A 20,732-nucleotide genomic window follows, 5' to 3' on the forward strand; every position below is an offset into this window, starting at 1 on the left:
CGAGAGCGCGTATGCGTGATTTGATTAACTGGAGCGAGACCGATGAAAAAAGTCGTCACGGTTTGCCCCTATTGCGCATCAGGTTGCAAAATCAACCTGGTCGTCGATAACGGCAAAATCGTCCGGGCGGAGGCAGCGCAGGGGAAAACCAACCAGGGTACCCTGTGTCTGAAGGGTTATTATGGCTGGGATTTCATTAACGATACCCAGATCCTGACCCCGCGCCTGAAAACCCCCATGATCCGTCGCCAGCGTGGCGGCAAACTCGAACCTGTTTCCTGGGATGAGGCACTGAATTACGTTGCCGAGCGCCTGAGCGCCATCAAAGAGAAGTACGGTCCGGATGCCATCCAGACGACCGGCTCCTCGCGTGGTACGGGTAACGAAACCAACTATGTAATGCAAAAATTTGCGCGCGCCGTTATTGGTACCAATAACGTTGACTGCTGCGCTCGTGTCTGACACGGCCCATCGGTTGCAGGTCTGCACCAATCGGTCGGTAATGGCGCAATGAGCAATGCTATTAACGAAATTGATAATACCGATTTAGTGTTCGTTTTCGGGTACAACCCGGCTGATTCCCACCCAATCGTGGCGAATCACGTAATTAACGCTAAACGTAACGGGGCGAAAATTATCGTCTGCGATCCGCGCAAAATTGAAACCGCGCGCATTGCTGACATGCACATTGCACTGAAAAACGGCTCGAACATCGCGCTGTTGAATGCGATGGACCATGTCATTATTGAAGAAAATCTGTACGACAAAGCGTTCGTCGCTTCCCGTACAGAAGGCTTTGAAGAGTATCGTAAAATCGTTGAAGGCTACACGCCGGAGTCGGTTGAAGATATCACCGGCGTCAGCGCCAGTGAGATTCGTCAGGCGGCACGGATGTATGCCCAGGCGAAAAGCGCCGCCATCCTGTGGGGCATGGGTGTAACCCAGTTCTACCAGGGCGTGGAAACCGTGCGTTCTCTGACCAGCCTCGCGATGCTGACTGGTAACCTCGGTAAGCCGCATGCGGGTGTAAACCCGGTTCGTGGTCAGAACAACGTGCAGGGTGCCTGCGATATGGGCGCGCTGCCGGATACGTATCCGGGATACCAGTACGTGAAAGATCCGGCTAACCGCGAGAAATTCGCCAAAGCCTGGGGCGTGGAAAGCCTGCCTGCTCATACCGGTTATCGCATCAGCGAGCTGCCGCACCGCGCAGCGCATGGCGAAGTGCGTGCCGCGTACATTATGGGCGAAGATCCGCTGCAAACTGACGCGGAGCTGTCGGCAGTACGTAAAGCCTTTGAAGATCTGGAACTGGTTATCGTTCAGGACATCTTTATGACCAAAACCGCGTCGGCGGCGGATGTCATTTTGCCGTCAACGTCGTGGGGCGAGCATGAAGGCGTGTTTACTGCGGCTGACCGTGGCTTCCAGCGTTTCTTCAAAGCAGTTGAACCGAAATGGGATCTGAAAACGGACTGGCAAATCATCAGTGAAATCGCCACCCGTATGGGTTATCCGATGCACTACAACAACACCCAGGAGATCTGGGATGAGTTGCGTCATCTGTGCCCGGATTTCTACGGTGCGACTTACGAGAAAATGGGCGAACTGGGCTTCATTCAGTGGCCTTGCCGCGATACTTCAGATGCCGATCAGGGGACTTCTTATCTGTTTAAAGAGAAGTTTGATACCCCGAACGGTCTGGCGCAGTTCTTCACCTGCGACTGGGTAGCGCCAATCGACAAACTCACCGACGAGTACCCGATGGTACTGTCAACGGTGCGTGAAGTTGGTCACTACTCTTGCCGTTCGATGACCGGTAACTGTGCGGCACTGGCGGCGCTGGCTGATGAACCTGGCTACGCACAAATCAATACCGAAGACGCCAAACGTCTGGGTATTGAAGATGAGGCATTGGTTTGGGTGCACTCGCGTAAAGGCAAAATTATCACCCGTGCGCAGGTCAGCGATCGTCCGAACAAAGGGGCGATTTACATGACCTACCAGTGGTGGATTGGTGCCTGTAACGAGCTGGTTACCGAAAACTTAAGCCCGATTACGAAAACGCCGGAATACAAATACTGCGCCGTGCGCGTCGAGCCGATCGCCGATCAGCGCGCCGCCGAGCAGTACGTGATTGACGAGTACAACAAGTTGAAAACTCGCCTGCGCGAAGCGGCACTGGCGTAATACAGTCCTTTCTACAGCCTCCTTTCGGAGGCTGTTTTTTTATCCATTCGAACTCTTTATACTGGTTACTCCCTACCCAATCGTATTATCAAAATGAAAAAAATTATCGCATTGATGTTGTTTTTGACATTCTTTGCCCACGCCAACGACTCCGAGCCTGGCAGCCAGTATTTAAAGGCAGCAGAGGCCGGGGACCGACGCGCACAATATTTTCTTGCCGACAGCTGGTTTAGCTCCGGCGATTTGAGCAAAGCCGAATATTGGGCACAGAAAGCCGCCGACAGCGGTGATGCTGATGCCTGCGCGCTGCTGGCGCAGATCAAAATCACCAATCCGGTCAGTCTGGACTATCCACAAGCAAAAGTTCTTGCAGAGAAAGCGGCGCAAGCGGGCAGTAAAGAAGGTGAAGTAACGCTGGCGCATATTCTGGTAAATACTCAAGCGGGTAAACCGGATTATCCAAAGGCTATTTCGCTGTTAGAAAACGCCTCGGAAGATCTGGAGAACGACTCTGCCGTCGATGCCCAAATGCTGCTTGGTTTGATTTACGCCAACGGCGTGGGCATTAAGGCCGACGATGACAAGGCAACCTGGTATTTCAAACGCAGCTCTGCAATTTCCCGAACCGGTTATTCCGAGTACTGGGCGGGAATGATGTTCTTAAACGGTGAAGAAGGTTTTATCGAGAAGAACAAGCAAAAGGCGCTGCACTGGTTGAACCTGAGCTGTATGGAAGGGTTTGATACCGGGTGTGAAGAGTTTGAAAAATTAACCAACGGTTAAGGTAGGCCTGATAAGACGCGGCAAGCGTCGCATCAGGCATTCACACATTGCCGGGTGGATATCCCCGGCAATCTTCAATTATTGATCCGCAGTTTTATCAAATTTGCCCAGCACTTCACGCTCATAAGCCAGCGCCTTTTTGCGGTCAAATTTGTGTTCCCACTTGGCAATCACCAGCACCGCCAGCGCATTACCCACCACGTTCAGCGCAGTACGCGCCATGTCGAGGATACGGTCAACACCAGCAATAAACGCCAGACCTTCCAGCGGAATACCTACGCTACCCAGCGTTGCCAGCAGCACCACAAACGACACGCCCGGCACGCCAGCAATCCCTTTCGAGGTCACCATCAGCGTCAGCACCAGAATGATTTCCTGCCAGATGGACAGGTCAATGCCATACAGCTGAGCGATGAAAATAGCGGCAATACTTTGATACAGCGTCGAACCATCAAGGTTAAAAGAGTAACCGGTCGGCACCACGAAGCTGGTGATCGACGCCGGTGCTCCGTAGGCTTCCATCTTCTCAATAATTCGCGGCAGTACGCTTTCAGAGCTGGCAGTGGAGTACGCCAGAATCAGCTCATCTTTCAGAATACGAATCAGGATCCAGACGCTTAACCCGCACAGGCGCGCCACAATTCCCAGCACTACCAGCGCGAAGAACAGAATGGCGAAATGCACCAGCAGCACCAGTTTCGCCAGTGGCCACAGAGAAGAGAAACCAAAGTTAGCCACCGTCACCGCAATCAGCGCAAACACACCCACCGGTGCATAACGCATCACCATGTGAGTCACTTTAAACATGGTTTCAGAGATGGAGCGGAACACGGTCACCAGCAGTTCACGATGCGTCGCGGGCAGGGAAGAAAGCCCCAGACCAAACAGCACCGAGAAAAAGATGATCGGCAGCATTTCGCCTTTCGCCATCGACGCCACAATGTTCGTCGGCACCAGCGACAAAATCGTGCCCATAATGCCGTGGGAACTGCTTTGTACCGCTTCCGTAGTGCTCTGATATTTCGAGATATCGACGGTCGCCAGCTGCGACATATCCACCCCGGCACCGGGCTGGAAGACGTTCGCCAGAGTGATCCCCAAAATGATGGCGACGGTGGTGATCACCTCGAAGTAAATAATGGTTTTCGCGCCAATACGCCCGAGCTGTTTGGCATCACCAACACCCGCGATACCCACCACCAGCGTGGAGATCACAATCGGCACAACAATCATTTTGATCAGATGGATGAAGATATCACCCGCCGGAGAGAGCAAATTGACGACCAGCCAGTCGCGGCTGTCGCTATGGTAGTGCAGGTAGCTTCCCAGGAGAATGCCCAGCACCATAGCAAACAGAATCTGCCAGGCCAGGCTGAATTTTATATTTTTCATCAGAATAACTTCCTCAATGGAGCGCCGTTCCCCGTTCAGAAACGCGAGAACGTGACATACTGCCAGGGCATGAATTGTGTTGCGTTGGTTTGTAGATTTTTTTAACGCTTATGATCAGTATCATTTGCGCGGTATGTTGCGCAACCCTTTAACAACAGAGCTTTTCGCTGCATTAATGCATAATAACGCGAGTTTATGGCAGGATTAATGAATAACCATTTGTTATGGAAAGATTTTTATTTGTTTAATCTGCAATAATACTGATTAGTGATTATTTTTGGCATATGTTCATTCGATTATTTTTTATGCAGCTCAATGACATAATCTTCATCACCAGATGATTAATCCGATCTCCGCTGCAACAGTTTTGCCATATTAATCGACTCGACCAGCTGTGTCCGGTTGATCCGGGGTGAGTTGAGATCCATCACTTTTTGCCATAGTTCGATGGCTTGCGCGTAATTCGCCTGCATAAACGCATCGGAAGCCAGCAGCATCAGAGCGGTGATTTCGTTAGAGTCCAGCGCGAGGGCTTTGTCGATCATTGCGCAAGTCTGGGCGGTCATATGCTGGCTGGCCTGGTAATAAAGCACCGTCGCCAGCGCCGCATACAGTTCAGCGTTCTCACCACGTAGTTGCAACGCCTGACGATACGCCAGCAGCGAATTGCTGTAATCGTTTTGCCACAGATAGTACTCGCCCAGTAACGCCCATTGTTCGCTGTTTTGTGGATTAGCGCGGATTTTATCCTGCAATGCCTGAAGCTGCGCTTCCGGGGTTTGCTGGCTGGCAAACTGATGTAGCGGATCGCGCTGACGCTGATACTCCGCACGTACCGCCTGCCATTTTGGGCTTAACAGATAACTGCCGACACAGAGGAATACCATCAATATCGTGAGTGTTGTCAGCATTTTCACCGGTATTTGAGGCTGTTTCATCGCTTAGCCCTCACTCGCCAGAGGATCAGTGCCATCAGCAATAACAACACCACTGGCAGCGCCCACAACACCAGCGTCTGACCCGTTAACGGTGGGTTATAGCGAACAAAATCTCCGTAGCGTTCGGTCATCCAGCCAATGATTTCGACTTCGTTCTTCCCCTCCGACACCATGCTATAAACCTGATGGCGCATACTGACCGCCACCGGCGCATTGGATTCGAGTAAGTTTTGATTCTGGCACTGCGGACAACGTAACTGGCTGGCAATATTTAACGCCTGTTGCTGTTGTTGCGGATTGGCGAATTGCCAGGTGTCTACGACCTGAGCGCGCGCAAAACAGGTAAATAACAGCAGTAGCGTGAGAAGCCCTTTATTCATCGCGCTTCTTCCCCCGCCATCCGCTTAACAATGCGCCCGCAATCATCAACAATCCTCCACCCCAGATCCAGCGCACACCGCTTTGTACATACAAACGAAAAGCGTAACGATCCGCTCCGGTTTTTTCACCCATGACCGCATACCAGTCATGGATGCCGTTCCAGCGAATTGACGGTTCCATCATTTGCTGACGGCGTGCTTCATAAAAACGCCGCTCCGGCGTTAATTCACCAATGCGTTGCTGATGGTCAAACAGCGCCACTATCGCTTTTTCGCTGGTGTAATTGCCTTTGGCTTGCAGATCGAGGCGCTCAAAACGGAAGGTGTATCCTGCCAGCGTCACCTGCTGACCCGGCTGTAAATTCAGGCTGATCTCCTGACGGCTGACGCTGGAAACCACGATCCCTGCGGCAAATAACAGCACGCCCGCATGAGCGACCAGCGCCGGAAGCTGCGCGCGTTTGCCAGAGACAAACGTCGCCAGCACAATCACCACCAGCATCAACAGACCAAACGGTAACGTCGCGCGGTTAAAATACGGCGCGCCAACGGAGAGGCGTCCCCAGCCCAGCAGACCGTAAATCATCGGATAAAGCGTTCCCACCAGCACGATCAGTAGCACTGCGCAAAACAGCAACAGCGTAGCGAGGATTAACATTTCCCGCGATAACCCCGAAAAACGCACCGCCGGGCCACCGTCCCGCGCTCGCCAGCCATACAGAGCCAAAGACGCAAGGCTAATCAGTGCAAACAGGCTGAACAACGGCACGGCGCGGACGTTATCCAGTGCGAACGCATGAACCGAAACCAGAATGCCAGAACGGACAATTAAGGTGCCCAGCAGCGACAGCATCAGAGTAACTATCGCCAGCAACAGCGACCAGTGGCAAAAAATCCCCCGCTGGCGTGTCAGGGATAAACTGTGCAGCAGCGCAGTGGCAGAAAGCCAGGGTAATAAAGAGGCATTTTCCACCGGATCCCAGAACCACCAGCCGCCCCAGCCGAGTTCGCAGTAGGCCCACCAGGAACCGAGGATGATCCCCGCCGTTAATGCACTCCAGCCAGGTAACGCCCAGCGCCAGCAAATTCGGGCGCTGGCCGCATCAAACTCGCCGCGCAGTAGACTCGCCAGCGCCACGCTCGCCGCTACCATCAAACCGCCATAGCCAAGGTAAAGCAGCGGTGGATGAAAGATAAGACCGGGATGTTGCAGCATCGGATTGAGATCGCGGCCTTCGATTGCTGGTGGAAATATCCGCACGAAGGGATCGGACCACAGCACCACAAACAGTAGCAGTGCGGCGAGCATGAGAGATAAAACGGCTAACGTCAGCGGAAATAGCGGATCGGTTTGCTGCCGATAATGCCAGGCAAACAGCGCGCTCCAGGCGGAAAGCAGCAGCACCCAAAGCAGCAGCGAACCTTCATGGCCGCCCCACACCGCTGCCAGCTTGAATTCCCACGACAGCAGGCTATAGCTATGTTGCGCGACATAAATGACCGAGAAATCGCTGATGAGAAAACAATACGTCAGTACGCCAAAGGCGAGCAGCAGGAGCGCGAACTGCGCCAGAATGCCGATGCAAGTGAGTCGCATCATGGCAGGCCAGCGCAACCGCACTCCCGCAAAGGCCGTCAACGGGGTCAACACGTTGACCCCGAGACTTAACAACAACGCCAGAAAACCGACTTCAGGAAGGAATACGTCCAGAAACCACCTCTTTTCTGGCTTACGCCACCGTCAACTGTCCGGCGTAGAGAATGAAAAAGCGCAGCATCAACACGCCGACCAGACTGGCCCCACACGCCGCCAGCACGGCAGGAATGCCGGAACTGCGATTGACCCACGGTTTGAGCAACATTGGCACAATCAGCCCCAGCCCGGCGACACCAAGCCAGAACCACCACGTCCAGAAACCGCCACCTAATGCCGCCACCAGCGCACGAACTTTACCGTCATCGCCCAGCGCCAGACCGACAAAAAACGCCACCAGCAGGAAGATTTCACCCCATACCACGGGGATTTCCATCCGGTGAACAAAGTGCGCTTCCGTGGAATGCGGGTTACTGCGTTGGCGTATCGCCATGGCGATCAGCGCCACCGCCGCACCGGACGAGATGCCGGAGAAGAGGAACAGCACCGGCAGGATCGGGTTATTGAGGAACGGATACGATTTCAGCGCCGACAGCAGAAAGCCGGTATAAGCCCCAGCAGCACCGCCAACACCAGCATCAGCGTTTCCAGTCCGCGATGAACGGGCGTCAGCAGGCTCAGAACCTTTTGCACGATCCCCAGCTTCGGCAACCAGCGTTGTTGCAGGGCAAGCAAATCATGTTCAAAGATTTTCGCCAGCCACAGCACCAGCACCACCATGTAGAGCTGAAACAGCATCACCCCCATCGACATCACCGAGGTAAAACTGTAGTGGAACATCAGCTTCCAGAAGGTCCACGGTCTTGTCAGGTGGAAGACGAGGATCAACAGACCGAGGATCACCGCGCCCGGCCCGACAATCAGCGTGGTGCGCAGCAACGTACTGTCTGCACCGCCCGCCTGCGGGTAGAAGCGACGTAACAGCACGGCCAGCGTCACCAGACCGGCAGAAATACCAATCAAAAACAGGTAGATGGCAATCGGCCAGTCCCACACCAGCGATTCAAAATGAAATGCGGAAGTCTGCGTCATTGGCTCACCTCCCCGTATTTAAACGGTACGCGGTACAGCTTCGGTTTGGTTCCCAGCGCCAGCTTGTAGCGGTAAGTAGGCTTCTGGCGCAGCAGTTGCGAAATCTCACTGTTAGGATCGTCCAGATTGCCAAACGTCAGCGCCTTCGTCGGGCAAGCCTCAACACACGCGGGCAGCTTACCGGCCTGCAAATTGGTTTTACGGCAGAAATCGCATTTGTCCGCCGTCTTCGTGACCGGATGGATAAAGCGCACGCGGTACGGACAGGCGGCGATGCAGTACTGACAACCGACGCAGAGATCAGGATTAACATCGACAATCCCGCTAGCGGCATCACGAAAAGACGCACCGGTCGGGCAGACGTCAACGCACGGCGCATGATCGCAGTGCTGGCAAGACTTACGGAAGAAGCGATATTTCACATCAGGAAATTCGCCCTGCGGCTCGCTACGAATAATCGTCAGGCGCGAGACGCCTTCCGGCACCTTGTTCACTTCCCGACAAGCATCCATACAGGCGGTACAGCCGATGCATAACGACTCGTCATGCACCATGCCGTAACGCACCCCATTGATATTCAACGTTTTCGCCACCACGCGCCCTGCGGTGCCGCTGACGGCTGCCAGCACGCCGACGCCGGTGAGAAACTGGCGACGAGACCAGGTCATGGCTGCTCCTTAAGCAACGGAACAGACGCCGGGTTAAAGTTCGGATTGGTGCGCTGATCGCTGTGGCAATCGACGCAAATCTTAATCCGTCCTTTGTCACTTAACGTCTGCATCGTATCTTGCTGTGGATGCAGGGAATGGCAGCTGGCGCACGCCACTTTGGTTACGTGGACATCGTGCGGCCAGAACGCTTTTTGCAACTGTTCCGGCAGATGACAGGACATACAGACGCTGTTCTGCTCTCCAACCTTGTACATCGGCTCGTTAAAGCGCATCACATCTTTCACCCCTTCGCGGTGTTGCGGTGATGGCTGGCCGTGACAGTTGGTGCAGGTGACCGGCAGTTTGTTATTCGGGTTGATAACGGAAGCATGTTTGCCATGCATACCTTCGGTATCTGGTTTATGACAGTCCAGACAGGCGGCATCCGGGTTACGCTGCTGGGTAACTTCGTAGCGATCATCAGATGCCTGCGCCGCAGGGGTAGCGGTAATTCCGTTCAGGCTCCACAACAGGCCCGACGCCAGCACCCCGGCAGTTAATAACGAACGTAATACGCTCATATTCACTCCATTGTGTTTTCCGCCCCTTGCGAGGCGGAACGGGGTTATTGGCTTAACAGACCGTTTTTACGTGCCTGTTCTTCCCACTGCGGGATCACCGTTTTGATGAAGTCCTGCTTCTCGGCCTTGATTTGTTCCATGTTCAGGCCAATGGCCTGCTGGGCTTTCTCTTTGGTTGAGATATCCGGGATCTGGATTTCATGGGTGATGCCTTTGGTCGCCAGCAGGCGCGCCAGTTTGGTGCGTGCATCCGCCGCTTTATCCATCGCCGTACCGAGCATCCGTAAACCTTCTTCCGGTGCGTGCATATGAATGCCGTGGGAAGCGATCGCCAGATCCCAGCGCCACTGGGCATGACGGATATCGTCCTGAATTGGCTTCATTTCAGCTTCCGTCGCGCCTGCATCCAGCGCTGCTTTCGCTTCGAAGTGAGCGTGAACCAGTTGATCTTCAACCTTGATTTTCAGGTCGTTAATCGACTGCTTACGTTCCGCGACCACTTTTTGCAAGGCAGCTTTGTCCTGGGTATGGCAGTTCGCACAAGTCTGGGCGAAGTTATCAAACGGATTACCAATTTTATGGTCGGTATAGAGTTTGCCTTCGGCGTTCTGCACTTTTGGCATATGGCAGTCGATACAGGTCACGTTGTTTTTACCGTGAATGCCCGCTGTCCAGGTTTCATATTCCGGGTGCTGCGCTTTCAGCATTGGCGTTTTCGACAGGGAGTTAGTCCAGTCAGAGAAGGCAATTTTGTCGTAATACTGCTCCATATTTTCGACTTTCATGCCGTCATCCCACGGGAATTTAACCGCTTTGTTTTTGCCGTCGAAGTAATACTCCACATGGCACTGACCGCAAACCATCGATTGCTGGTCGAAACGTCCGGCTTTCTCAAAAGGTTTACCAATGGCTTCCATCGCGCGAGCCGCATACGGACGGGAAAGGGTTAACTCCGGTTTGCCTTTGGCGAACTCTGGTGAGGCGGTGTTATGGCAGTCGGCACAACCTAAGTTGTTGACGATTTCCGGGCCGCCGCGCGCCCACTTACCGTGGAAGTAGCCATCTTCGCCGTCTTTCTGGATCAGACGCGCCACATCCGGGCTTTTACAACTCCAGCACGCCATCGGTAGCGGACCATCTTCAGCGTTTTTCGGCGCACCGGTACGCAGGGTTTCACGCACATCGGTCACAGCAAAGGCATGTCCACGCGGCTTGTTGTAATCGCGCGAGAAGGGATACCCCGCCCACAGGATCACCAGCCGTGGATCTTCCGCCAGGGCGTCAACACGCTCTGACTGTTCCGAGGTGGCTTTCCAGGAGAGATATTGATCGGGATGCTGCGGGGCAAAGGTTTCATTCTTCGCTTCCACAGTTACAGGTTTTGCGGGAGCTGCCGTTTGTTCAGCGTGAACAGAAGTGAAAAAGAAAAAAGGAATCAATAAGCTGAAGATACGGCGTGCGTTTATTTTTATCCTTGTCATAGGGGCTTCATCCGAATTGCGCCATTGTTACAATGGCGGTTTTTATTGTTTTTCACGACAGTAACCGCACCTACACTGTCATGACATTGCTCGCCCCTATGTGTAACAAATAACCACACTGTGAATGTTGTCTTTAATCAATTGTAAGTGCATGTAAAATACCACTTTAGAGTTAGTTAGTATCTTCCTCTTTTTCAACAGCAATGCATAACTGCATGTTCCTCAAAGAATTAATCAACTTTTGTTGCTGACCTTCAAAAATTACCCTGCCGTTTATTTGCACAATTCTACTTTTGCGTGATCTGTCGCCCAAATACTAAACAAAACTGCCAATACCCCTACATTTAACGCTTATGCCACATATTATTAACACCCTACAAGGAGAACAAAAGCATGAGCCAAATTCACAAACACACCATTCCTGCCAACATCGCAGACCGTTGCCTGATAAACCCTCAGCAGTACGAGGCGATGTATCAACAATCTATTAACGTACCTGATACCTTCTGGGGCGAACAGGGAAAAATTCTTGACTGGATCAAACCTTACCAGAAGGTGAAAAACACCTCCTTTGCCCCCGGTAATGTGTCCATTAAATGGTACGAGGACGGCACGCTGAATCTGGCGGCAAACTGCCTTGACCGCCATCTGCAAGAAAACGGCGATCGTACCGCCATCATCTGGGAAGGCGACGACGCCAGCCAGAGCAAACATATCAGCTATAAAGAGCTGCACCGCGACGTCTGCCGCTTCGCCAATACCCTGCTCGAGCTGGGCATTAAAAAAGGTGATGTGGTGGCGATTTATATGCCGATGGTGCCGGAAGCCGCGGTTGCGATGCTGGCCTGCGCCCGCATTGGCGCGGTGCATTCGGTGATTTTCGGCGGCTTCTCGCCGGAAGCCGTTGCCGGGCGCATTATTGATTCCAACTCACGACTGGTGATCACTTCCGACGAAGGTGTGCGTGCCGGGCGCAGTATTCCGCTGAAGAAAAACGTTGATGACGCGCTGAAAAACCCGAACGTCACCAGCGTAGAGCATGTGGTGGTACTGAAGCGTACTGGCGGGAAAATTGACTGGCAGGAAGGGCGCGACCTGTGGTGGCACGACCTGGTTGAGCAAGCGAGCGATCAGCACCAGGCGGAAAAGATGAACGCCGAAGATCCGCTGTTTATTCTCTACACCTCCGGTTCTACCGGTAAGCCAAAAGGTGTGCTGCATACTACCGGCGGTTATCTGGTGTACGCGGCGCTGACCTTTAAATATGTCTTTGATTATCATCCGGGTGATATCTACTGGTGCACCGCCGATGTGGGCTGGGTGACCGGACACAGTTACTTGCTGTACGGCCCGCTGACCTGCGGTGCGACCACGCTGATGTTTGAAGGCGTACCCAACTGGCCGACGCCTGCCCGTATGGCGCAGGTGGTGGACAAGCATCAGGTCAATATTCTCTATACCGCACCCACGGCGATCCGCGCGCTGATGGCGGAAGGCGATAAAGCGATCGAGGGTACCGACCGTTCGTCGCTGCGCATTCTCGGTTCCGTGGGCGAGCCAATTAACCCGGAAGCGTGGGAGTGGTACTGGAAAAAAATCGGCAACGAGAAATGTCCGGTGGTCGATACCTGGTGGCAGACCGAAACTGGCGGTTTCATGATCACGCCGCTGCCTGGCGCTACCGAGCTGAAAGCCGGTTCGGCAACACGTCCGTTCTTCGGCGTGCAACCGGCGCTGGTCGATAACGAAGGTAACCCGCTGGAAGGCGCTACCGAAGGCAGCCTGGTGATCACCGACTCCTGGCCGGGTCAGGCGCGTACGCTGTTTGGCGATCACGAACGTTTTGAACAGACCTACTTCTCCACCTTCAAAAATATGTATTTCAGCGGCGACGGCGCGCGTCGCGATGAAGATGGCTATTACTGGATCACCGGGCGTGTGGACGACGTGCTGAACGTCTCCGGTCACCGTCTGGGGACGGCAGAGATTGAGTCGGCGCTGGTGGCGCATCCGAAGATTGCCGAAGCCGCCGTAGTAGGTATTCCGCACAATATTAAAGGTCAGGCGATCTACGCCTACGTCACGCTTAATCACGGGGAGGAACCGTCACCAGAACTGTACGCAGAAGTCCGCAACTGGGTGCGTAAAGAGATTGGCCCGCTGGCGACGCCAGACGTGCTGCACTGGACCGACTCCCTGCCTAAAACCCGCTCCGGCAAAATTATGCGCCGTATTCTGCGCAAAATTGCGGCGGGCGATACCAGCAACCTGGGCGATACCTCGACGCTTGCCGATCCTGGCGTAGTCGAGAAGCTGCTTGAAGAGAAGCAGGCTATCGCGATGCCATCGTAACCCACAATTGCCGGATGCGAGTCGGTAACGGTTTGTAGGCCTGATAAGACGCGACAGCGTCGCATCAGGCATTGATTGCCGGATGCGGCGTAAACGCCTTATCCGGCCTACATTCGGCAAGGGTTACCCGAGCGTTAACCTTCTCCCATAAGGGAGCGGGAATTAAAACAATCCCTACATTACCTCTGGAGAATCTGTGATGAATGGCACTATTTATCAGCGGATAGAAGACAATGCGCATTTCAGGGAGTTAGTCGAAAAACGGCAACGGTTTGCCACCATCCTGTCGATTATTATGCTGGCAGTTTATATCGGCTTTATTTTACTGATCGCCTTCGCGCCCGGCTGGCTGGCACGCCGCTGAATCCGAACACCAGCGTCACACGCGGTATTCCAATTGGTGTTGGAGTGATTGTGATCTCCTTTGTTCTCACCGGTATCTACATCTGGCGGGCGAACGGCGAATTCGACCGTCTTAATAATGAAGTCCTGCATGAGGTACAAGCATCATGAAAAGAGTTCTGACGGCGCTTGCCGCCACACTCCCTTTCGCAGCTAACGCCGCGGATGCTATTAGCGGGGCCGTAGAGCGCCAGCCAACGAACTGGCAGGCGATTATTATGTTCCTGATTTTCGTCGTGTTTACGCTCGGCATTACCTACTGGGCATCAAAACTCGTACGTTCTCGTAGCGACTACTACACCGCAGGCGGCAATATCACTGGCTTCCAGAACGGGCTGGCGATTGCCGGGGACTATATGTCCGCCGCCTCATTCTTGGGGATCTCCGCGCTGGTGTTTACCTCCGGCTATGACGGCTTAATTTACTCGCTGGGCTTCCTGGTGGGCTGGCCGATCATTTTGTTCCTGATTGCCGAACGTCTGCGTAACCTGGGGCGCTACACCTTTGCCGATGTGGCCTCTTACCGTCTGAAACAAGGGCCGATTCGTATTCTTTCGGCCTGTGGTTCTCTGGTGGTGGTGGCGCTTTACCTTATCGCCCAGATGGTGGGCGCAGGTAAACTGATCGAGCTGCTGTTTGGCCTTAACTATCACATTGCGGTGGTGCTGGTCGGCGTGCTGATGATGATGTACGTCCTGTTCGGCGGCATGCTGGCGACCACTTGGGTACAGATTATCAAAGCCGTGCTGTTGCTGTTCGGTGCCAGCTTTATGGCCTTTATGGTGATGAAACACGTCGGCTTTAGCTTCAACAATCTGTTCAGTGAAGCGATGGCGGTACACCCGAAAGGTGTCGACATCATGAAGCCGGGCGGGCTGGTGAAAGATCCGATCTCCGCACTCTCTCTGGGTCTGGGACTGATGTTTGGTACGGCGGGCTTGCCGCACATTCTGATGCGCTTCTTTACAGTCAGCGATGCCCGCGAAGCACGTAAGAGCGTGTTCTACGCCACCGGGTTTATGGGCTACTTCTATATTCTGACCTTTATTATCGGCTTCGGCGCGATCATGCTGGTTGGTGCGAATCCGGAATATAAAGACGCGGCGGGCCATCTGATTGGTGGTAACAACATGGCGGCCGTTCACCTGGCGAATGCAGTGGGCGGCAACCTGTTCCTCGGTTTTATTTCAGCGGTTGCTTTCGCCACTATCCTCGCGGTGGTTGCGGGTCTGACGCTGGCGGGCGCATCCGCGGTTTCGCATGACTTGTACGCTAACGTCTTCAAAAAAGGCGCGACCGAACGTGAAGAGCTGCGGGTATCAAAAATCACCGTACTGATCCTCGGCGTGATTGCGATTATCCTCGGCGTGCTGTTTGAGAATCAGAACATCGCCTTTATGGTGGGGCTGGCGTTTGCCATCGCGGCGAGCTGTAACTTCCCGATCATTCTGCTTTCTATGTACTGGTCGAAACTGACCACGCGTGGCGCGATGATGGGTGGCTGGCTGGGGCTGATTACCGCAGTAGTACTGATGATCCTCGGCCCGACGATTTGGGTACAGATCCTTGGTCACGAAAAAGCCATCTTCCCGTATGAATACCCGGCGCTGTTCTCTATCACCGTGGCATTCCTCGGCATCTGGTTCTTCTCGGCAACCGATAACTCAGCGGAAGGGGCGCGCGAGCGTGAACTGTTCCGCGCGCAGTTTATCCGCTCCCAGACCGGCTTTGGCGTTGAGCAAGGCCGCGCACATTAATCTCTCCCCTTCCCCGGTCGCCTGACCGGGGAATACTCTTCCTCTCCAGCATGCATCACCTTTTCCCAAAATATTAAACAAATAAACTCATTAAAAAATGAGCGATTTTTGACAGTCGTAGAAAATGATAATGCAGGTGATGCTGCCAACTTACTGATTTAGTGTATGATGGTGTTTTTGAGGTGCTCCAGTGGCTTCTGTTTCTATCAGCTGTCCCTCCTGTTCAGCTACTGACGGGGTGGTGCGTAACGGCAAAAGCACTGCCGGACATCAGCGCTATCTCTGCTCTCACTGCCGTAAAACATGGCAAATGCAGTTCACTTACACCGCTTCTCAACCCGGTACGCACCAGAAAATCATTGATATGGCCATGAATGGCGTTGGATGCCGGGCAACTGCACGCATTATGGGCGTTGGCCTCAACACGATTTTACGTCACTTAAAAAACTCAGGCCGCAGTCGGTAACCTCGCGCATACAGCCGGGCAGTGACGTCATCGTCTGCGCGGAAATGGACGAACAGTGGGGCTATGTCGGGGCTAAATCGCGCCAGCGCTGGCTGTTTTACGCGTATGACAGTCTCCGGAAGACGGTTGTTGCGCACGTATTCGGTGAACGCACTATGGCGACGCTGGGGCGTCTTATGAGCCTGCTGTCACCCTTTGACGTGGTGATATGGATGACGGATGGCTGGCCGCTGTATGAATCCCGCCTGAAGGGAAAGCTGCACGTAATCAGCAAGCGATATACGCAGCGAATTGAGCGGCATAACCTGAATCTGAGGCAGCACCTGGCACGGCTGGGACGGAAGTCGCTGTCGTTCTCAAAATCGGTGGAGCTGCATGACAAAGTCATCGGGCATTATCTGAACATAAAACACTATCAATAAGTTGGAGTCATTACCCTAACCCCCGGCGAAGTGGCGAAACGCAGCGGTGTGGCGGTATCGGCGCTGCATTTCTATGAAAGTAAAGGGTTGATTACCAGTATCCGTAACAGCGGCAATCAGCGGCGATATAAACGTGATGTGTTGCGATATGTTGCAATTATCAAAATTGCTCAGCGTATTGGCATTCCGCTGGCGACCATTGGTGAAGCGTTTGGCGTGTTGCCCGAAGGGCATACGTTAAGTGCGAAAGAGTGGAAACAGCTTTCGTCCCAATGGCGAGAAGAGTTGGATCGGCGCATTCATACCTTAGTGGCGCTGCGTGACGAACTGGACGGATGTATTGGTTGTGGCTGCCTTTCGCGCAGTGATTGCCCGTTGCGTAACCCGGGCGACCGCTTAGGAGAAGAAGGTACCGGCGCACGCTTGCTGGAAGATGAACAAAACTAAAGCGCCACAAGGGCGCTTTAGTTTGTTTTCCGGTCTTTGTCTTTCTCTCTATCCCGCTGGTACACAGGAGGGTTTCCCCCGACGTCAACACACCCCATTCGAGCACGTGGTGGAGGTTCCGGTTGGTGTTGATGCTTTAATTGTATGTCACCGGCATTTCTTCGCCAGTGTAAAAGTATACTTTTTATCCGCAATATTTTTGTCATCTCAGACGATTTTTTATCGCAATCCTGAACGGTATACGGCTCGATAACGCTGCAATCTTGCGCACCGACGATAACGTTTGCGCATCAATTGCCTGGTTTTTCATCGTCAAGACAATAAAAGAGAAAAAAGCAGCAAACTTCGGTTGAAAAAGCCGCTATGATCGCCGGATAATCGTTTGCTTTTTTTACCACCCGTTTTGTATGCGCGGAGCTAAACGTTTGCTTTTTTGCGACGCAGTAAATTGTCGCAAACCTGGAGCAGGAAGATAACGTTTCGCTGGCAGGGGATTGTCCGCCACGCATCTTGACGAAAATTAAACTCTCAGGGGATGTTTTCTTATGTCTACGCCATCAGCGCGTACCGGCGGTTCACTCGACGCCTGGTTTAAAATTTCACAACGTGGAAGCACTGTCCGTCAGGAAGTGGTTGCCGGGTTAACAACGTTTCTGGCGATGGTCTACTCGGTCATCGTCGTTCCAGGTATGTTGGGTAAAGCAGGCTTCCCGCCTGCGGCAGTTTTCGTTGCAACCTGTCTGGTTGCCGGACTCGGTTCTATCGTGATGGGTCTGTGGGCTAATCTGCCGTTGGCGATTGGTTGCGCCATCTCCCTGACGGCGTTTACCGCATTCAGCCTGGTGCTGGGGCAACATATTAGCGTACCTGTCGCGCTGGGTGCCGTGTTCCTGATGGGTGTGCTGTTTACGGTAATTTCTGCCACGGGTATCCGTAGCTGGATTTTGCGCAACTTGCCGCACGGTGTGGCGCACGGCACGGGGATCGGTATCGGTCTGTTCCTGCTGCTCATTGCCGCTAATGGTGTCGGTCTGGTGATTAAAAACCCGCTTGATGGTCTGCCCGTTGCGCTGGGTGATTTCGCGACCTTCCCGGTGATTATGTCACTGGTAGGTCTGGCGGTGATCATCGGCCTGGAAAAACTGAAAGTCCCTGGTGGCATTCTGCTGACCATTATCGGTATCTCAATTGTCGGTTTGATCTTCGATCCTAACGTCCATTTCTCCGGCGTTTTCGCCATGCCTTCATTGAGCGATGAAAACGGCAATTCACTGATTGGCAGCCTGGACATTATGGGCGCGCTGAATCCTGTAGTCCTGCCAAGCGTTCTGGCGCTGGTGATGACGGCAGTATTTGATGCCACCGGAACTATCCGTGCCGTCGCCGGCCAGGCGAACCTGCTGGATAAAGATGGGCAGATCATCGACGGTGGGAAAGCACTGACCACTGACTCCATGAGCAGCGTTTTCTCTGGCCTGGTGGGTGCTGCTCCGGCAGCGGTATACATCGAGTCTGCGGCGGGTACGGCGGCGGGCGGTAAAACCGGTTTGACGGCTATCACCGTTGGCGTGCTGTTCCTGCTGATTCTGTTCCTCTCTCCGCTCTCTTACCTCGTTCCGGGGTATGCAACGGCTCCGGCGCTGATGTACGTTGGCCTGCTGATGCTGAGCAACGTGGCGAAAATCGACTTTGCTGATTTTGTTGATGCGATGGCGGGTCTGGTTACGGCGGTATTCATCGTGCTGACCTGTAACATCGTAACAGGCATCATGATCGGCTTCGCGACTCTGGTGATTGGTCGTCTGGTTTCCGGCGAATGGCGCAAGTTGAACATCGGTACGGTCGTTATCGCCGTGGCGCTGGTGACCTTCTATGCGGGTGGCTGGGCTATCTAATCTTTCATCGGATTCTGAAAACGGGTGGCAATGGCTGCCCGTTTTTATTTTCTCCGCACATTGTGTGAGCTTTTGCGATATTCTGAAAAAATGAGAATTCAGGCATAACGCCTTTCTCAGATCATAAAAAAACATCGCAAACAGGGAACGCATGGAAATCTTCTTCACCATACTGATAATGACCCTCGTGGTCTCACTGTCCGGGGTGGTCACTCGTGTCATGCCCTTTCAGATCCCGCTTCCGCTTATGCAAATCGCCATCGGTGCGCTACTGGCGTGGCCGACGTTTGGTTTGCATGTGGAGTTTGATCCTGAACTCTTTTTAGTCTTGTTTATCCCGCCGTTGCTGTTCGCTGATGGCTGGAAAACGCCGACCCGTGAATTTCTCGAACATGGTCGAGAGATTTTCGGCCTCGCGCTGGCGCTGGTGGTGGTCACCGTGGTCGGCATTGGCTTCCTTATTTACTGGGTGGTGCCGGGCATTCCGCTGATCCCCGCCTTTGCGCTGGCGGCGGTACTTTCTCCGACCGATGCTGTGGCGCTCTCCGGGATTGTTGGCGAAGGGCGCATCCCGAAAAAAATCATGGGCATTTTGCAGGGCGAAGCGTTGATGAATGACGCCTCCGGCCTGGTGTCGTTGAAGTTTGCCGTGGCAGTGGCGATGGGGACGATGATCTTCACCGTCGGCGGTGCGACGGTCGAATTTATGAAAGTAGCCATTGGTGGTATTCTTGCCGGTTTTGTGGTGAGCTGGCTGTATGGTCGCTCGCTGCGATTCCTCAGCCGCTGGGGCGGTGATGAACCCGCGACGCAGATCGTTCTGCTGTTCTTGCTGCCATTCGCTTCTTATCTGATTGCCGAACATATTGGCGTTTCCGGCATCCTCGCTGCGGTTGCCGCCGGGATGACCATCACCCGCTCCGGTGTGATGCGCCGTGCGCCGCTGGCAATGCGCCTGCGCGCAAACAGCACCTGGGCGATGCTGGAATTTGTCTTTAACGGCATGGTGTTCCTGCTGTTAGGTCTGCAGCTGCCGGGTATTCTGGAGACGTCGCTGATGGCGGCAGAAATCGACCCTAACGTCGAAATCTGGATGCTGTTTACCGATATTATTCTGATATATGCGGCGCTGATGCTGGTCCGTTTCGGCTGGCTGTGGACGATGAAAAAGTTCAGCAACCGCTTCCTGAAGAAGAAGCCGATGGAGTTTGGTTCGTGGACCACACGAGAAATCCTGATCGCGTCTTTCGCCGGGGTGCGTGGGGCGATCACTCTGGCCGGTGTGCTCTCTATCCCGCTGCTCTTGCCGGATGGTAACGTCTTCCCGGCGCGCTATGAGCTGGTGTTCCTGGCGGCTGGCGTCATTCTCTTCTCGCTGTTTGTCGGCGTGGTGATGTTGCCTATTCTGCTACAACACATTGAAGTCGCGGACCATTCGCAACAATTGAAAGAAGAACGTATTGCGCGAGCGGCAACGGCAGAAGTGGCGATTGTGGCGATCCAGAAAATGGAGGAGCGTCTGGCGGCGGATACCGAAGAGAATATCGATAACCAGCTGCTTACGGAGGTCAGTTCTCGCGTCATTGGTAACCTGCGTCGTCGCGCCGATGGACGTAACGACGTTGAAAGTTCCGTGCAGGAAGAGAACCTTGAGCGTCGCTTCCGTCTGGCGGCATTGCGTTCTGAACGTGCTGAACTGTACCACCTGCGCGCCACGCGGGAGATCAGCAACGAAACGCTGCAAAAATTACTGCACGATCTCGATTTGCTTGAAGCGTTGCTAATTGAGGAAAATCAGTAAGCCGAAAGCGACGTAACCAGGCCCGAGGTAATCTGAAAAAGGTGCAATCTTTTGCACCTTTAACAGGTTAGCTCGGGCTAACATTCATGATTCTAAAACAAATAAGTTA

Annotated in this window: 15 protein-coding genes and 2 pseudogenes; 9 read left to right on the plus strand and 8 right to left on the minus strand. The window is 53.7% G+C overall.

The features are described from left to right. Window positions 1–42 precede the first annotated feature (42 nt). The gene (gene fdhF, locus C1P89_RS17235) at window positions 43–2,190 is read left to right on the plus strand and encodes a formate dehydrogenase subunit alpha (protein WP_077795360.1); all 2,148 of its coding nucleotides are present in this window, start codon (window positions 43–45) and stop codon (window positions 2,188–2,190) included. Between the two features lie 93 nt (window positions 2,191–2,283). Then, entirely contained in the window at window positions 2,284–2,973 is a 690-nt protein-coding gene (yjcO, locus tag C1P89_RS17240) for a Sel1 family TPR-like repeat protein YjcO (protein WP_000719886.1), read from the plus strand. A 78-nt stretch (window positions 2,974–3,051) separates the two neighbouring features. On the opposite strand, the gene gltP is transcribed toward yjcO, so the two are convergent. The 8 genes and pseudogenes from gltP to nrfA form a co-directional block, all read right to left on the minus strand. Beyond that, on the minus strand, window positions 3,052–4,365 hold the full coding sequence (gene gltP / locus C1P89_RS17245; RefSeq protein ID WP_000789584.1) for a glutamate/aspartate:proton symporter GltP: 1,314 nt from the start codon (window positions 4,363–4,365) through the stop codon (window positions 3,052–3,054). 341 nt (window positions 4,366–4,706) lie between these two features. After that, window positions 4,707–5,303: a heme lyase NrfEFG subunit NrfG gene (gene nrfG, locus C1P89_RS17250; RefSeq protein WP_000812978.1), complete on the minus strand. Its 597-nt coding sequence runs from the start codon at window positions 5,301–5,303 to the stop codon at window positions 4,707–4,709. Further along, the gene (nrfF, locus tag C1P89_RS17255) at window positions 5,300–5,683 is read right to left on the minus strand and encodes a heme lyase NrfEFG subunit NrfF (protein ID WP_001032549.1); all 384 of its coding nucleotides are present in this window, start codon (window positions 5,681–5,683) and stop codon (window positions 5,300–5,302) included. Before nrfF ends, nrfG begins: the two co-directional genes overlap by 4 nt. Then, window positions 5,676–7,394: a heme lyase CcmF/NrfE family subunit gene (locus C1P89_RS17260; RefSeq protein ID WP_071821713.1), complete on the minus strand. Its 1,719-nt coding sequence runs from the start codon at window positions 7,392–7,394 to the stop codon at window positions 5,676–5,678. Before C1P89_RS17260 ends, nrfF begins: the two co-directional genes overlap by 8 nt. 19 nt (window positions 7,395–7,413) lie before the next feature. Next, window positions 7,414–8,369, minus strand: a pseudogene (gene nrfD, locus C1P89_RS17265) (cytochrome c nitrite reductase subunit NrfD). After that, window positions 8,366–9,037, minus strand: a complete 672-nt coding sequence (gene nrfC / locus C1P89_RS17270; protein WP_000220281.1) for a cytochrome c nitrite reductase Fe-S protein — start codon at window positions 9,035–9,037, stop codon at window positions 8,366–8,368. The pseudogene nrfD and the gene nrfC overlap by 4 nt, the downstream one beginning before the upstream one ends. Then, the gene (gene nrfB, locus C1P89_RS17275) at window positions 9,034–9,600 is read right to left on the minus strand and encodes a cytochrome c nitrite reductase pentaheme subunit (RefSeq protein ID WP_001295391.1); all 567 of its coding nucleotides are present in this window, start codon (window positions 9,598–9,600) and stop codon (window positions 9,034–9,036) included. The genes nrfC and nrfB overlap by 4 nt, the downstream gene beginning before the upstream one ends. A 44-nt stretch (window positions 9,601–9,644) precedes the next feature. Then, complete coding sequence (nrfA, locus tag C1P89_RS17280; protein ID WP_000196875.1) at window positions 9,645–11,081, minus strand: ammonia-forming nitrite reductase cytochrome c552 subunit; 1,437 nt, start codon at window positions 11,079–11,081, stop codon at window positions 9,645–9,647. Window positions 11,082–11,474: 393 nt separating this feature from the next. On the opposite strand from nrfA, the gene acs reads away from it, so the two are divergent. The 7 genes and pseudogenes from acs to C1P89_RS17315 all read left to right on the plus strand — a co-directional run bounded on the left by acs (window position 11,475) and on the right by C1P89_RS17315 (window position 20,623). Further along, window positions 11,475–13,433, plus strand: a complete 1,959-nt coding sequence (acs, locus tag C1P89_RS17285; RefSeq protein ID WP_000078246.1) for an acetate--CoA ligase — start codon at window positions 11,475–11,477, stop codon at window positions 13,431–13,433. 199 nt (window positions 13,434–13,632) lie between these two features. Then, window positions 13,633–13,946 (plus strand): annotated as a pseudogene (locus tag C1P89_RS17290) (DUF485 domain-containing protein). Further along, window positions 13,943–15,592 carry a cation/acetate symporter ActP gene (actP, locus tag C1P89_RS17295; protein WP_000832543.1) on the plus strand — a complete coding sequence of 550 codons (1,650 nt, stop codon included), beginning with the start codon at window positions 13,943–13,945 and terminating at the stop codon, window positions 15,590–15,592. Before C1P89_RS17290 ends, actP begins: the two are co-directional and overlap by 4 nt. Before the next feature lie 190 nt (window positions 15,593–15,782). Continuing rightward, window positions 15,783–16,480, plus strand: a protein-coding gene (locus C1P89_RS17300; RefSeq protein WP_237158176.1) for an IS1-like element IS1A family transposase whose coding sequence is annotated in 2 segments (ribosomal slippage) — window positions 15,783–16,032 and window positions 16,032–16,480 — 699 coding nt in all. Because the reading frame shifts where the segments join, the coding sequence is not laid out codon by codon here. 9 nt (window positions 16,481–16,489) lie between these two features. Next, window positions 16,490–16,927: a redox-sensitive transcriptional activator SoxR gene (gene soxR / locus C1P89_RS17305; RefSeq protein ID WP_032156388.1), complete on the plus strand. Its 438-nt coding sequence runs from the start codon at window positions 16,490–16,492 to the stop codon at window positions 16,925–16,927. Between the two features lie 545 nt (window positions 16,928–17,472). Next, the gene (ghxP, locus tag C1P89_RS17310; RefSeq protein ID WP_000106882.1) at window positions 17,473–18,822 is read left to right on the plus strand and encodes a guanine/hypoxanthine transporter GhxP; all 1,350 of its coding nucleotides are present in this window, start codon (window positions 17,473–17,475) and stop codon (window positions 18,820–18,822) included. 151 nt (window positions 18,823–18,973) lie between these two features. Continuing rightward, window positions 18,974–20,623 (plus strand): Na+/H+ antiporter, encoded by a 1,650-nt coding sequence (locus tag C1P89_RS17315; RefSeq protein ID WP_000402207.1) that lies wholly within the window; start codon window positions 18,974–18,976, stop codon window positions 20,621–20,623. Window positions 20,624–20,732 lie beyond the last annotated feature (109 nt).

Source organism: Shigella sonnei, from assembly GCF_002950395.1.
In the GTDB taxonomy this organism is placed as follows: Bacteria; Pseudomonadota; Gammaproteobacteria; order Enterobacterales; family Enterobacteriaceae; genus ECMA0423.